The sequence below is a fragment of the Citrobacter sp. wls708 genome (assembly GCF_005281255.1).
GTDB lineage: Bacteria > Pseudomonadota > Gammaproteobacteria > Enterobacterales > Enterobacteriaceae > Citrobacter > Citrobacter werkmanii.
Genome location: NZ_SZXE01000043.1, coordinates 42,571 through 56,718, shown reverse-complemented (window position 1 = coordinate 56,718; position 14,148 = coordinate 42,571). Strand labels below are relative to the sequence as shown.

At 53.2% G+C, this 14,148-nt stretch carries 12 protein-coding genes; 4 read left to right on the top strand and 8 right to left on the bottom strand.

Annotated features, from left to right (window positions below; genetic code table 11):
* Window positions 1–191 precede the first annotated feature (191 nt).
* From scpA to FDW97_RS21525, 4 genes are read left to right on the top strand one after another with little or no spacing between them, the layout of a single operon-like run.
* A complete protein-coding gene (gene scpA / locus FDW97_RS21540; protein WP_087856782.1) occupies window positions 192–2,336 on the top strand; it encodes a methylmalonyl-CoA mutase in 2,145 nt (714 codons plus the stop codon).
* On the top strand, window positions 2,329–3,324 hold the full coding sequence (gene meaB / locus FDW97_RS21535; RefSeq protein WP_038633531.1) for a methylmalonyl Co-A mutase-associated GTPase MeaB: 996 nt from the start codon (window positions 2,329–2,331) through the stop codon (window positions 3,322–3,324). The genes scpA and meaB overlap by 8 nt, the downstream gene beginning before the upstream one ends.
* A gap of 10 nt (window positions 3,325–3,334) precedes the next feature.
* Window positions 3,335–4,120, top strand: coding sequence for a methylmalonyl-CoA decarboxylase (gene scpB, locus FDW97_RS21530; RefSeq protein ID WP_110496893.1), 786 nt, complete (start codon window positions 3,335–3,337; stop codon window positions 4,118–4,120).
* A gap of 24 nt (window positions 4,121–4,144) precedes the next feature.
* On the top strand, window positions 4,145–5,611 hold the full coding sequence (locus FDW97_RS21525) for an acetyl-CoA hydrolase/transferase family protein (protein WP_038633535.1): 1,467 nt from the start codon (window positions 4,145–4,147) through the stop codon (window positions 5,609–5,611).
* On the opposite strand, the gene FDW97_RS21520 is transcribed toward FDW97_RS21525, so the two are convergent.
* The 8 genes from FDW97_RS21520 to FDW97_RS21485 all read right to left on the bottom strand — a co-directional run bounded on the left by FDW97_RS21520 (window position 5,608) and on the right by FDW97_RS21485 (window position 13,945).
* Window positions 5,608–6,504 (bottom strand): LysR family transcriptional regulator, encoded by an 897-nt coding sequence (locus FDW97_RS21520; RefSeq protein ID WP_038633537.1) that lies wholly within the window; start codon window positions 6,502–6,504, stop codon window positions 5,608–5,610. The two genes, FDW97_RS21525 and FDW97_RS21520, sit on opposite strands and share 4 nt — an antisense overlap.
* A gap of 123 nt (window positions 6,505–6,627) precedes the next feature.
* Window positions 6,628–7,374 (bottom strand): oxidative stress defense protein, encoded by a 747-nt coding sequence (locus FDW97_RS21515; protein ID WP_003027002.1) that lies wholly within the window; start codon window positions 7,372–7,374, stop codon window positions 6,628–6,630.
* A gap of 93 nt (window positions 7,375–7,467) precedes the next feature.
* Entirely contained in the window at window positions 7,468–8,103 is a 636-nt protein-coding gene (gene argO, locus FDW97_RS21510) for an arginine exporter ArgO (RefSeq protein WP_038642859.1), read from the bottom strand.
* Between the two features lie 208 nt (window positions 8,104–8,311).
* A complete protein-coding gene (locus FDW97_RS21505; RefSeq protein WP_038633539.1) occupies window positions 8,312–9,172 on the bottom strand; it encodes a small-conductance mechanosensitive channel MscS in 861 nt (286 codons plus the stop codon).
* Window positions 9,173–9,364: 192 nt separating this feature from the next.
* On the bottom strand, window positions 9,365–10,444 hold the full coding sequence (gene fbaA / locus FDW97_RS21500; protein WP_038633542.1) for a class II fructose-bisphosphate aldolase: 1,080 nt from the start codon (window positions 10,442–10,444) through the stop codon (window positions 9,365–9,367).
* A gap of 88 nt (window positions 10,445–10,532) precedes the next feature.
* Window positions 10,533–11,696, bottom strand: coding sequence for a phosphoglycerate kinase (gene pgk, locus FDW97_RS21495; RefSeq protein ID WP_006686863.1), 1,164 nt, complete (start codon window positions 11,694–11,696; stop codon window positions 10,533–10,535).
* A gap of 39 nt (window positions 11,697–11,735) precedes the next feature.
* Window positions 11,736–12,764, bottom strand: a complete 1,029-nt coding sequence (epd, locus tag FDW97_RS21490) for an erythrose-4-phosphate dehydrogenase (RefSeq protein WP_038633548.1) — start codon at window positions 12,762–12,764, stop codon at window positions 11,736–11,738.
* 311 nt (window positions 12,765–13,075) lie between these two features.
* The gene (locus tag FDW97_RS21485) at window positions 13,076–13,945 is read right to left on the bottom strand and encodes a glycerophosphodiester phosphodiesterase family protein (RefSeq protein ID WP_085048756.1); all 870 of its coding nucleotides are present in this window, start codon (window positions 13,943–13,945) and stop codon (window positions 13,076–13,078) included.
* Between the last annotated feature and the right edge of the window lie 203 nt (window positions 13,946–14,148).

Below are 14,148 nucleotides of genomic sequence, written 5' to 3'. Positions count from 1 at the left end.
TATCCGGCCTACCCCCTCTTACCGCTTTTTCATGTTATTCCCGCCACGTCTTTGAAATACATCACAAAATAAAACATACCACGCGGCAAAAAACGACGCCCTGTTGGCTATTTTTTGCTGGCGACAAGCCAAATGAAAAAGCTCACCGTATCTCGTAAAGATTCAACTTATTGCGTAATACGGAGCAAAAAATGGCTAACGTGCAAGAGTGGCAAACACTTGCCAATAAAGAACTCAGTCGACGGGAAAAAACCGTTGAGTCGCTGGAAAGACAGACGGCGGAAGGGATTGTCATCAAGCCGCTGTACACCGAGGCTGACCTCGATAATCTGGAAGTCACGGGCACCCTGCCCGGCCTGCCGCCTTACGTGCGCGGCCCACGCGCCACCATGTATACCGCGCAGCCGTGGACCATCCGCCAGTATGCTGGTTTCTCTACCGCCAAAGAATCCAACGCCTTTTACCGCCGCAACCTCGCCGCCGGACAAAAAGGACTTTCCGTTGCCTTTGACCTTGCCACCCACCGCGGCTATGACTCTGACAACCCGCGCGTGGCGGGCGATGTCGGCAAAGCGGGCGTGGCGATCGATACCGTCGAAGATATGAAGGTACTGTTTGATCAGATCCCGCTGGATAAGATGTCGGTGTCGATGACGATGAACGGCGCGGTGCTGCCGGTCCTGGCGTTTTATATCGTCGCGGCTGAGGAACAAGGCGTAACGCCGGAACAGCTCACCGGGACCATTCAGAACGATATTCTGAAAGAGTATCTGTGCCGCAACACCTACATTTATCCACCAAAGCCTTCAATGCGCATCATCGCCGACATCATCGCCTGGTGCTCCGCCAATATGCCGCGCTATAACACCATCAGTATCAGCGGTTATCACATGGGAGAAGCCGGAGCGAACTGCGTCCAGCAGGTGGCGTTTACGCTGGCTGACGGCATTGAGTACATCAAAGCCGCACTGTCTGCCGGGCTGAAAATTGATGACTTCGCCCCGCGTCTGTCATTCTTCTTCGGTATCGGCATGGATCTGTTTATGAACGTCGCCATGCTGCGCGCGGCTCGCTATTTGTGGAGTGAAGCCGTCAGCGGTTTTGGCGCAACCAACCCGAAATCTCTCGCTCTGCGTACCCACTGCCAGACCTCCGGCTGGAGTCTGACCGAACAGGATCCCTACAACAACGTGATCCGCACAACCATTGAAGCACTCGGCGCCACGCTTGGCGGCACCCAGTCGCTGCACACCAACGCCTTTGATGAAGCGCTCGGGCTACCCACCGATTTCTCCGCCCGCATCGCGCGTAATACGCAGATCATCATCCAGGAAGAGTCAGAGATCTGCCGCACCGTCGATCCGCTGGCCGGATCGTACTACGTCGAATCATTGACCGATCAAATCGTGAAGCAGGCGCGCACGATCATTAAACAAATTGATGAAGCGGGCGGCATGGCGAAGGCGATTGAAGCTGGACTCCCCAAACGGATGATCGAAGAAGCTTCGGCGCGCGAGCAGTCGCTGATCGACCAGGGCAAACGCGTCATCGTTGGCGTGAACAAGTACAAGCTGGATAAAGAAGACGAAACGTCGGTACTGGAAATCGACAACGTGAAGGTGCGCAACGAACAGATTGCTTCGTTGCAGCATATCCGCGCCACTCGCGACAATGATGCCGTCAACGCCGCGCTGACGGCGCTGACCCACGCCGCGCAGCATAATGAAAATCTGCTGGCCGCCGCCGTTAACGCCGCCCGCGTTCGCGCCACGCTCGGTGAGATCTCCGACGCGCTGGAAGCCGCTTTTGACCGCTATCTGGTGCCCAGCCAGTGCGTCACCGGCGTGATTGCGCAAAGCTATCACCAGTCCGACAAATCCGCCAATGAGTTCGACGCCATTGTTGCGCAAACCGAACAGTTCCTCGCGGAAAATGGTCGCCGACCTCGGATCCTGATCGCCAAGATGGGCCAGGATGGTCACGATCGCGGCGCGAAAGTGATCGCCAGCGCCTACTCCGATCTCGGCTTCGACGTCGATCTCAGTCCGATGTTCTCCACGCCAGAAGAGATCGCCCGTCTGGCGGTAGAAAACGATGTACATGTCATAGGCGCATCGTCACTGGCTGCCGGGCATAAGACGCTGATCCCTGAACTGGTCACGGCGCTCAAAGGCTGGGGACGCGCAGATATCTGCGTAGTGGCAGGCGGTGTGATACCACCACAGGACTACGCCTTCCTGTACGAGCATGGCGTGGCAGCCATTTATGGCCCCGGCACGCCAATGCTCGACAGCGTCCGCGATGTATTGACCCGGATCAGTCAGCGTCATGATTAACGCCGCCACGCTTGACGATGCCGTCCGACGCTTGCGGCGCGGTGAACGGGCCACGCTTGCCCAGGCGATGACGCTGGTTGAGAGCAGCCACCCGCGCCACCAGCCACTGAGTACGCAATTGCTGGACGCGATAATGCCGTTCACCGGTAACGCGCTGCGTCTGGGCATCACGGGCACGCCGGGCGCGGGCAAAAGCACCTTTCTGGAGGCGTTCGGTATGCTGTTGATCCGTCGGGGATTACGGGTGGCAGTGATTGCGGTCGATCCCAGTAGTCCCGTTAGCGGCGGCAGCATTCTTGGCGATAAAACCCGGATGACGGAACTGTCCCGCGCAGAATCGGCATTTATTCGCCCGGTTCCTTCCAGCGGTCATTTAGGCGGCGCCAGCCAGCGTGCCCGTGAATTAATGCTGTTGTGCGAGGCGGCGGGCTTTGACGTGGTGATTGTGGAAACCGTCGGCGTCGGGCAGTCAGAAACTGAAGTCGCCGGCATGGTGGATTGCTTTATCTCACTGCAAATTGCCGGCGGTGGCGACGATTTGCAGGGCATCAAAAAGGGCCTGATGGAGATGGCGGATCTGGTCGTCATCAACAAGGACGACGGTGATAACCGTAACCAGGTTGCCATCGCCCGCCATATGTACGAATCCGCCCTGCATATTCTGCGCCGCAAGTATGACGAGTGGCAGCCGCAGGTTCTGGCCTGTAGCGCCCTGGAAAAACGTGGCATCGAGGAGATTTGGCAGGCGATAACTGACTTTAAAACGTGCCTTACCGTCAGCGGTCGACTGGAAAAAGTCCGCCAGCAGCAAGCGGTGGACTGGTTACACAAGCAGGCTGAAGAAGAAGCTTTGCATCTGCTGTTTACCCGGACTGATTTCGACCGTTATTTCCAGCAGACGCTGCAGGCCGTCAAAAATAACGACCTTTCGCCGCGTACCGGTCTGCGTCACATCAGTGAATTTATCCAGCATCATTACTTTGAATAAAGAGAACATTATGTCTTATCAATACGTCAACGTAGTCATCATCCAGAAAGTCGCGGTTATTGAGTTCAATTACACCCGCAAACTCAATGCGCTGAGCAAAGTGTTTATCGACGATCTGATGCAGGCGCTGAGCGATCTTAATCGTGCGGAAATTCGCTGCATCATTCTGCGCGCCCCGAGCGGGGCCAAAGTGTTCTCTGCCGGACATGATATTCATGAACTCCCCTCCGGACGTCGCGATCCGCTCTCTTATGACGATCCGCTGCGCCAGATAACCCGCATGATCCAAAAATATCCAAAACCGGTGATCTCCATGGTCGAAGGCAGCGTCTGGGGCGGCGCGTTTGAGATGATCATGAGTTCCGATCTCATCATCGCCGCTGAAACCTCTACCTTCTCGATGACACCGGTCAACCTCGGGGTACCGTATAACCTGGTCGGCATCCACAACCTGACCCGCGATGCTGGGTTCCACATCGTGAAAGAGCTGATCTTTACCGCCTCGCCGATTACCGCTCAGCGAGCGATGGCCGTCGGGATCCTCAACCATGTGGTTCCTGTCGACGAACTGGAGGATTTCACTCTGCAAATGGCGCACCACATCTCGGAGAAAGCGCCGCTGGCCATCGCCGTCATTAAAGAAGAATTGCGCGTGCTGGGCGAAGCGCACACCATGAACTCAGACGAATTTGAGCGTATTCAGGGCATGCGCCGCGCGGTGTACGACAGCGAGGATTATCAGGAAGGGATGAACGCGTTTATGGAAAAACGTAAACCCAATTTTGTCGGCCATTAATCACGCCCGAGGAAGGAGACGGCCATGAAACGGATGAGTGCCGAAGAAGCGGCAGAAATTATCCAGCACGACGATATGGTGGCATTCAGCGGCTTTACCCCTGCGGGTTCGCCAAAAGCATTACCTAACGCAATTGCTCAACTCGCCTGCGAACGGCATCAGGTCGGGCAACCTTTTCAAATCCGCCTGCTGACAGGAGCCTCAATTGGCGCTGCCGCTGATGATGCGTTATCCGCGGCGGATGCCGTTTCCTGGCGGGCTCCCTATCAAACATCATCGGGCCTGCGCGAGAAAATTAATCAGGGTCAGGTGAGGTTTGTCGATCTCCATTTGAGCGAAGTGGCGCAAATGGTCAATTATGGCTTTTTTGGCGAGATCGATGTTGCCGTCATTGAAGCCTCCGCCATTGCGCCAGATGGTCGGATTTGGCTTTCCAGCGGCATCGGCAACGCGCCGACCTGGCTGCTGCGGGCGAAAAAGGTGATTATCGAACTGAATCATTACCATAACCCGCGCGTGGCGGAGTTTGCCGACATTGTGATACCCGGCGCGCCGCCGCGGCGAAACAGCGTACCGATTTTTCACACCATGGATCGCGTGGGCAGCCAGTGTGTGCAGATAGACCCGAAAAAAATTATCGCGGTCGTGGATACCGAACTACCCGATGCCGGAAATGCCGCGGATAAAAGCAACCCGGTCAGCCAGCAAATTGCCGATAACGTGGTGACATTTCTGCTGGCGGAAATGGCGCACAAACGCATCCCAGCGGAATTCCTGCCCTTACAAAGCGGCGTGGGCAATATCAACAACGCGGTAATGGCGCGATTGGGCGAGAACCCGGATATTCCACCCTTTATGATGTATTCCGAGGTGTTGCAAGAATCTGTGGTGCATCTGCTGGAAACGGGCAAGATAACCGGCGCCAGCGCCTCTAGTTTGACCATTTCAGCCCCATCGCTGCAGAAGATTTATGACAACATGGACTTCTTCGCCAGCCGGATTGTGCTGCGCCCGCAGGAGATTTCCAATAACCCGGAAATCATTCGTCGGCTGGGCGTCATTGCGCTCAATGTCGGTCTGGAGTTTGACATCTACGGTCATGCCAATTCCACACACGTAGCAGGTGTGAACCTGATGAATGGCATTGGCGGCAGCGGCGATTTCGAGCGCAACGCCTACCTGTCGATCTTTATGGCGCCGTCGATTGCCAAAGGCGGGAAAATCTCCACCATCGTACCGATGTGCAGCCATGTCGATCACAGCGAACATAGCGTCAAAGTGATCGTTACCGAACAGGGAATTGCCGATCTGCGTGGGTTATCTCCGATGCAGCGGGCGCACACGATTATTGATAACTGTGCGCATCCTCTGTATCGGGACTACCTGCACCGTTATCTGGAACGAGCGCCCGGCGGGCATATCCATCACGATCTCAGCCATGCGTTCGATCTGCATCGTAACCTGATCGAAACCGGATCGATGCTCGTTTAACTTGCCGTACCCTCACGATCTTCAGCAATATGCTGAAGCATCGTGGCGGTATAACGATGGTTTTTCAGCGAATAGAGAAATTCCTGCATATACATAGGGCTGCCGGGCGCATCAAAATATTTCAACGTCGAGGGGTTAACCAGCCGCCAGGCAAAATGGGGGATCACCGTCAAAAACTGCCCACGCTCCACCGCGCTAATCTTGGCCATAAAGCTGTACGGGCGGTAGATAATCGTCGGATGAATTCCGCAGGGCCGCATGTAAGCATCGAGCATCGCCTCAAAGTTGGCGCGATTCTGGAAGCGCATTTGCAGCCATGGCAGCTCACGTAGCAGCTCATGCGGCTGTTTTTCTTCGTAGCGCCGGGAAACGAGAAACCCCAGACGCAGCGGAGACAACTCGCTAATCGCCAGATTTTCCAGTTCCTGCACGCGAGGGGAAACGTGCTGCGGTGAGATAATAAAATCCAGTTTCCGATCGAACAGGTTATCGATCACCCCATTCTCGCTGAATTCAATGGCCTGAGCCGTCACACCATCGTACTTGTCGCCAAGGCTAATCAACTGGTCGAAAATAATCGTTGGATAGGTATTGTCGATGCCGATGACGATTTCTCGCGAGCGGCGAGAGGCGTTATGGATTTCGTTATCAATAGCAGAGAGACGCTGATAAACAGGGAACAGTTTCTGATAGAGCTCCTGCCCGGCTTTATTCAGGCTGATGTTGTTATCTTTGCGGGTAAACAGCGTATAGCCGATTTGATCTTCCAGTGCAGCAATGCTTTTACCGAAAGGCGATGCGGTCATATGGATTTTTTCTGCCGCTCTGGCGATGTTATTGGTTTGCGCCAGCAGAATGAAATTACGCATCTTTTTCGAGATAAAAATATCCATAGCGTCCCCTTAAAAATCGCTATGGCCTATCCTCATTACGGCGAAAAAAAAGACTGGATGTGAGATCTCATTTTTACAGTTGCTCACAGAAAAAACCCGGCTGGAAGGCCGGGTTTGAAAAGATTACTGGGTTTTGGCAGGTGTTGCTGCCGGCTGCCCCGCAGTCGGTTCAATCTGGAAGACCACATCAACCTGATCGTCAAACTGGATAACCGGCTGTTCGTAGGTTTCCTGAGCGGATGCCGCAGGCGCTGCATCTGCTTTCATCATCCGTACCATCGGGCTCGGCTGATAATTGGACACGTGGTAGCGCACGCTATAAACGGGTCCCAGTTTGCTGTTAAAGCCCGCCGCCAGCTGTTCAGCCTGATGAATTGCATCATCAATTGCCGCTTTACGCGCCTTATCTTTGTAGGCATCCGGTTGGGCGACGCCAAGCGATACCGAACGGATCTCATTCAGACCAGCCTTTAGCGCGCCATCAAGCAGAGCGTTGAGTTTGTCCAGCTGACGCAGCGTCACTTCAACGGTACGCACCGCACGATAACCTTTGAGGATGCTTTTGCCGTTCTGGTAATCGTAGTCCGGCTGCGTGCGCAGGTTGGCAGCGCTAATGTCTTTCTTCGCTATCTGATTCTGCTCAAGGAAGGACAGGTATTGCGCCACGCGCTCATCGGCTTGCTTCTTCGCTGAAGCCGCATCCTTCGCAGCAACATTGACTTCAATCGCCAGGGTGGCGATATCAGGCGTTGCATCCACGCTTGCCGTTCCGGAAGTCACGATGTGCGGTCCGTTTGGCAACTCATTTGCCTGTACCGATAGTGCGCTGAATCCGACTAATGCCGCCAGGGCCATTATTTTGAACTTCACGGTCGTTCCTCCATGTTTCATTAATTACCCCGAAACTCAGGGCACATGCAGGCAAGCTTAGCCGATCTCGCTGCGTTGTCCATCAGACAACACTTAGTTGAACAGCGCATGAACATGCGTAACACCTTCTTTTGCCAGCTGAAAAGCAATAAACCACATCACTAATCCTACTAAGATATTGATGATGCGCTGTGCTTTAGCAGTGCGCAGACGCGGCGCCAGCCAGGCCGCCAGCAATGCCAGACCAAAGAACCACAGGAACGAGGCGCTGACGGTACCCAACGCAAACCAGCGCTTAGGTTCAACGTCCAGTTGGCCTCCGAGACTCCCCAACACCACAAAGGTATCCAGATAAACGTGTGGGTTAAGCCAGGTCACCGCCAGCATAGTGGCGATGATTTTCCAGCGCCCCTGCTTCATTACTTCAGCGCTGGCCAGTTCCAGATTACTGCTCATCGCCGTTTTTAACGCACCGAAACCGTACCAGAGTAGAAACGCCACTCCCCCCCAGGTGACCAGCGCCATCAGCCACGGTGACTGCATCAGCAAGGCGCTACCGCCAAAAATCCCCGCGCAAATCAGCACCAGATCGCTGATGGCACAGAGTAATGCAATCATGATGTGATACTGGCGACGAATGCCCTGGTTCATTACAAAGGCGTTTTGCGGACCAAGCGGTAGTATCATGGCCGCGCCAAGCGCAAGCCCTTGAAAATAATAAGATAACACGTTACTCATCCCGAACTATTTCTCTTAGGAGCAGACTATAGCGCGGGAGAATCATTAGCGGAAATTGATAATATTAATCGTAGATTAGAGAAATTAATGAGAGGATATTTTGCCGGATAGCAGCTAACGCCTTCTCCGGCCTACAGTATAGAAATCTGACCAGGCCGGATAAGCGAAGCGCCATCCGGCACCGTGGTGCAGAAAAAGATTACTCTGCCGCGTTCTCTTTCACACGCTTGAAGTTCACATCCATCTGCGGATACGGGAAGCTGATGCCGTTGGCGTCAAACTCGCGCTTAATACGCTCCAGTACGTCCCAATAGACGCTTTGCAGATCGCTGCTGTTGCTCCAGACGCGTACAACGAAATTAATCGAAGAAGCGCCCAGTTCATTCAGGCGCACCGTCATTTCACGATCTTTAAGGATGCGCTCGTCGGATTGGATGATATCGGTGAGGATTTTCTTCACCTGATCGATATCGGAATCGTAGGCCACGCCGATAATGAATTCGTTACGGCGAACCGGTTCGCGAGAGAAGTTAATGATGTTCCCGGCAATGATTTTTCCGTTTGGGATCACCACAATCTTACCGTCTACGGTACGCATGGTGGTAGAGAAAATCTGCACGTTAAGTACGGTTCCCGCTACGCCGCCGAGGTCTACATACTCACCCGCGCGGAACGGACGGAACATCACCAACAGCACGCCTGCGGCAAGGTTGGACAGCGAACCTTGCAGCGCCAGACCCACGGCTAAACCTGCGGCACCGAGAACGGCGATCACGGAGGCGGTTTGCACCCCTACGCGGCCCAGCGCGGCAATCAGCGTGAAAGCGATAATACCGTAGCGCACCAGTGCGGAGAGAAAATCGGCAACCGTTGCATCAATTTTCCGCGACACCATCAGACGGTTAACGGTGTTTGATACGATACGCGCCACAATCATACCGATGATAACAATGGCGATGGCCGCAACGATGTTGACGGCATAGCTCAACAGCAGTTCCTGATTGCGGACCAGCCAGGTGCCCGCCCCGTTTATGCTGTCGACAACATTCAAATCTTCCATTCACTATTCCTTTTTTGCTTACCCAAATGGGAAAAAATAAAGCCGCCCCGCCGGGACTGGCAATCTGACAAGAGTAAACAATAAACCTGATTTTTGCCAAACAGATCACAGAAATCTCTGCCAGCAGCCTGTTGAAATGGCAATAAAAAAGGCCCGCATTGGCGGGCCTCATGTCACGTAGAACGGCGTAAATTACAGAACGTCAACCGCGTTCAGTTCTTTGAAAGCCTGTTCCAGACGGGTGATCATGCTTGTCTGACCAGCACGCAGCCAAACGCGCGGATCGTAGTATTTCTTGTTCGGCTGATCTTCGCCTTTCGGGTTACCCAGCTGGCCCTGCAGGTAAGCTTCGTTTGCTTTGTAGTAGTTCAGAACACCTTCCCAGGTCGCCCATTGGGTATCGGTATCGATGTTCATTTTCACTACGCCGTAGCTTACGGAGTCTTTGATTTCCTGAGCTGTAGAACCGGAACCGCCGTGGAAGACGAAGTTCAGGCTGTTGTGCGGCAGGTTATGTTTCTTAGAAACATAGTCCTGAGAGTCGCGCAGGATGGTCGGGGTCAGAACCACGTTACCCGGCTTGTAAACGCCGTGTACGTTACCGAAGGAAGCGGCGATGGTGAAACGCGGGCTGATTTTGCTCAGCTCGGTGTACGCATAATCAACGTCTTCCGGCTGGGTGTACAGTGCGGAAGCGTCCATGTGGCTGTTGTCCACGCCGTCTTCTTCGCCACCGGTGCAACCCAGTTCGATTTCCAGGGTCATGCCCATTTTGGACATGCGCGCCAGGTATTTGGAGCAGATTTCGATGTTCTCTTCCAGAGACTCTTCAGACAGGTCGATCATGTGAGAAGAGAACAGCGGTTTGCCGGTTGCTGCGAAGTGTTTTTCACCCGCGTCCAGCAGACCGTCGATCCACGGCAGCAGTTTCTTCGCGCAGTGGTCAGTGTGCAGGATAACCGGAACACCGTAGTGTTCAGCCATCTGGTGAACGTGATGCGCGCCAGAGATAGCACCCAGGATTGCAGCGCCCTGAGGCACGTCGGACTTCACGCCTTTACCCGCGATGAAAGAAGCACCACCGTTGGAGAACTGTACGATTACCGGCGCTTTAACTTTTGCAGCGGTTTCCAGTACGGCGTTGATGGAGTCGGTACCAACGCAGTTAACAGCTGGCAGAGCAAAGTTGTTTTCTTTAGCTACCTGGAAAACTTTCTGTACGTCATCACCAGTGATTACGCCTGGTTTTACGAAATCAAAAATTTTAGACATGTTGCGAGTCCTGTATCTTCGGCCTTGGAAAGGGCGCGCGCTCTAAAGCGCGCTAATAATTGGGCAGGTTACCCTGCCCATTAAATGCTTACTTTTTAGCGCGCTCTTCGAGCATCGCTACTGCTGGCAATACTTTACCTTCCACGAATTCGAGGAAAGCGCCGCCGCCAGTGGAGATGTAGGAGATTTTGTCAGCAATGCCGAACAGATCGATTGCTGCCAGGGTATCGCCGCCGCCCGCGATGGAGAACGCTTCGCTGTCTGCGATAGCGTTAGCAACGATTTCAGTACCTTTACGGAAGTTCGGGAATTCGAACACGCCAACCGGGCCGTTCCACAGAATGGTTTTCGCATTCTTCAGGATTTCAGCCAGCTGCTGTGCAGAAGCGTCGCCGATATCCAGGATCTGCTCGTCTTCTTTCACGTCGCTAACGGATTTCAGCGTCGCCGGCGCAGTTTCAGAGAACTCAGTCGCTACGCGAACGTCGGTCGGAACCGGGATATCGCAAGTAGTCAGCAGACGCTTAGCTTCGTCAACCAGGTCGGCTTCGTACAGGGATTTACCGACGTTGTGGCCTTGAGCGGCAACGAAGGTGTTCGCGATACCGCCGCCAACGATCAGCTGGTCAGCGATTTTAGACAGGGAGTCCAGAACGGTCAGTTTGGTAGAAACTTTAGAACCACCAACGATAGCAACCATCGGACGAGCCGGTTCTTTCAGCGCTTTGCCCAGCGCGTCCAGCTCAGCAGCCAGCAGCGGACCCGCGCAAGCTACATCAGCGAATTTGCCGATACCGTGGGTAGAAGCCTGCGCACGGTGAGCCGTACCGAAAGCATCCATGACGAATACGTCGCACAGCGCCGCATATTTTTTGGACAGAGCTTCGTCGTCTTTCTTCTCGCCTTTGTTGAAGCGAACGTTTTCCAGGACCACCAGCTCACCGGCAGCGACTTCAACGCCGTCCAGATAATCTTTTACCAGGCGAACCGGAGCAGACAGTTTGTCTTTCAGGTAGTTAACAACCGGCAGCAGAGAGAATTCTTCGTTGTACTCGCCTTCGGTAGGACGACCCAGGTGGGAAGTTACCATCACTTTAGCACCCTGCTTCAGGGCCAGTTCGATGGTCGGCAGGGAAGCACGGATACGCGCGTCGCTGGTTACTTTCCCTTCTTTAACTGGTACGTTCAGGTCGGCACGGATAAAAACGCGTTTACCAGCCAGATCCAGATCGGTCATCTTAATTACAGACATGGTGAATCCTCTCGTTGATACTTAAAGTTTTGTCGACGCTCAAGCGTCGAGCCTGAAACCAATAGCAGCCATCGCTAACGTTGTGTCGAGCATACGGTTAGCAAAGCCCCATTCATTATCACACCAGACCAGAGTCTTGATCAGGTGAGCACCACTCACGCGCGTTTGCGTACCATCAACGATGGCACTGTGCGGGTCATGGTTAAAATCTACAGAGACCAACGGTAATTCCGTATAGTCAACTATACCATGAAATGCACCTTGTGCTGCCTTTTGCAGCAACTGGTTGACTTCGCTGGCTTTTACCGGTTTTTTCACCGTCACGCTTAAGTCGATCGCCGTCACATTTATGGTCGGTACACGCACCGCGATCGCTTCAAAACGATCGTTAAATTGCGGAAAAATTCGCGTAATACCCGCCGCCAGTTTGGTATCAACCGGAATAATTGACTGGCTGGCCGCTCGCGTACGACGCAGGTCAGGATGATAGGCATCAATCACCTGCTGATCGTGCATCGCAGAGTGGATCGTTGTAACGGTACCAGACTCAATGCCGTAAGCATCATCCAGCAATTTAATGACGGGAATTATACAATTCGTGGTGCAGGAGGCGTTGGATACAATTCGGTGCTCAGCGCGCAGCTGATCCTGATTAACGCCAAATACAACCGTTGCGTCGATGTCGGGACTGCCAGGATGTGAAAAGAGCACTTTTTTTGCACCGGCGGCAATATGCGCCTCGCCGTGTTCGCGGTTACCGAAGACGCCCGTACAATCCAGCACAACGTCAACACCCAGTTCACGCCATGGCAGCGCGTCAAGCGTTCGCTCATGCAAAATGCGGATCGCGTCATCACCAACGATGAGCTGGTCACGTTCCTGACGAACATCCCAGGCAAAACGCCCATGGCTGGTGTCATATTTCAACAAATGCGCCATGCCTGCAGCATCCGCCAGTTCGTTGATTGCCACCACGGTGATTTCCGCCCGACGCCCGGATTCATACAAAGCACGAACCACGTTGCGTCCGATGCGACCGAAACCATTAATCGCTACGCGTACGGTCATAGGTCTCCTGCAAGGATTTCTCAGAAACGATGTGGCAGACAGAGTAATGCAGCAAATCGCTCAGGGAAACCTTACCTGTCGCAAACTGCGACTAATTGGTTAATTGTCGAACATTTAATCGACTGAAACGCTTCAGCTAGAATAAGCGAAACGCGGAATAAAAGGAATGATTGTCCAGCGACAGAACGCAGTTATCTGACTTATGTCACATTTTTACCGCAACACCCCCATTAAAACTGCCTCAGCGTCATAATAACGCTCGCCATCCGATGGAATAATGTTCCCCCCGGATGGCTTATTGCCTACAACCGCTATTTCAACCCGGCAATCATCAATGGAGAATTGACGAGAACGCCGTCAGCTCCAAGTTTCACAGCCTGCTGGTAGCTCTCGGCATCGTTGATGCCAAGTAGAATGATATGTGCGCCCGGCTGTGAACGGAAGCAGGACATCGCTTCGTCATCCCAGCGCATTGTTGCTTTAGAGCGCCCCTCTCCCAGCGTGAATTTTTCAACCACCTCAACCTGGCTCTGAAGCTCCAGGCCATACCAGCGCTCCCGAGAATCTTCGGCAGTAATTCCGCACTGGTGACCCATGGTAACATTGGCCAGTAACGTACGCGTTATATCCCGGCTTTCGAAACGGGCCACATCCGGAGGCAGCGCCGCTAAAAAGCGTGAATCCGTCGAATAGATACGCGTACGTTGTAGCGCCTTGCTGCTGCTCAAAACGCGGTGGATTGCATTGGCAATATCGGCCGGTACTGCATCCGGGGATTTTATATCCAGATAGAAGAACGTATCTGGCCAGCGCGTTAGCGCCTGTTTCAACGTGGGAATACCGATATTTTTATTACGATAAGGGGAGTCAGGGGTACCAAAATTAATGGCCGCATCGGCTTTCGCTAGCTGCTCGGCGGTAAATTCAGAGACCTTGCCTTTTAAATTTGTCAGGCTGCTAAGATCGGAAGGACGATACAACACAGGCACACCATCCTTACTTAGCTGGACGGTTATCCAGATGGCATCAGCATGGTTATTCAACGCTTTTTCAATAGCGGGTAAGGTATTTTCTGGCGCATCCCCGGTCCCTCCTCGATGTGCAATTACTTGAGGTGCAGCCTCCACGGCTGCAGCGCAGAACAGGAGAAAAGCGGCGCTAACGTGTTTAATATTCATCATACTCCCTTAATATAAAGACATTGATAAAAATGAACTTAAAAGACGGAATAATTAAAATTCAATACAGACCTACTCAAATAATAAATGCAATGAATGCATTTAATTTGAAATGTATTTCAAATTTATGAAAACGCACAAAAAACCAGTGCATTCACGTCAGTTTTTATCGATAAAATATAATAGATTCAGCCGGACACTTATAT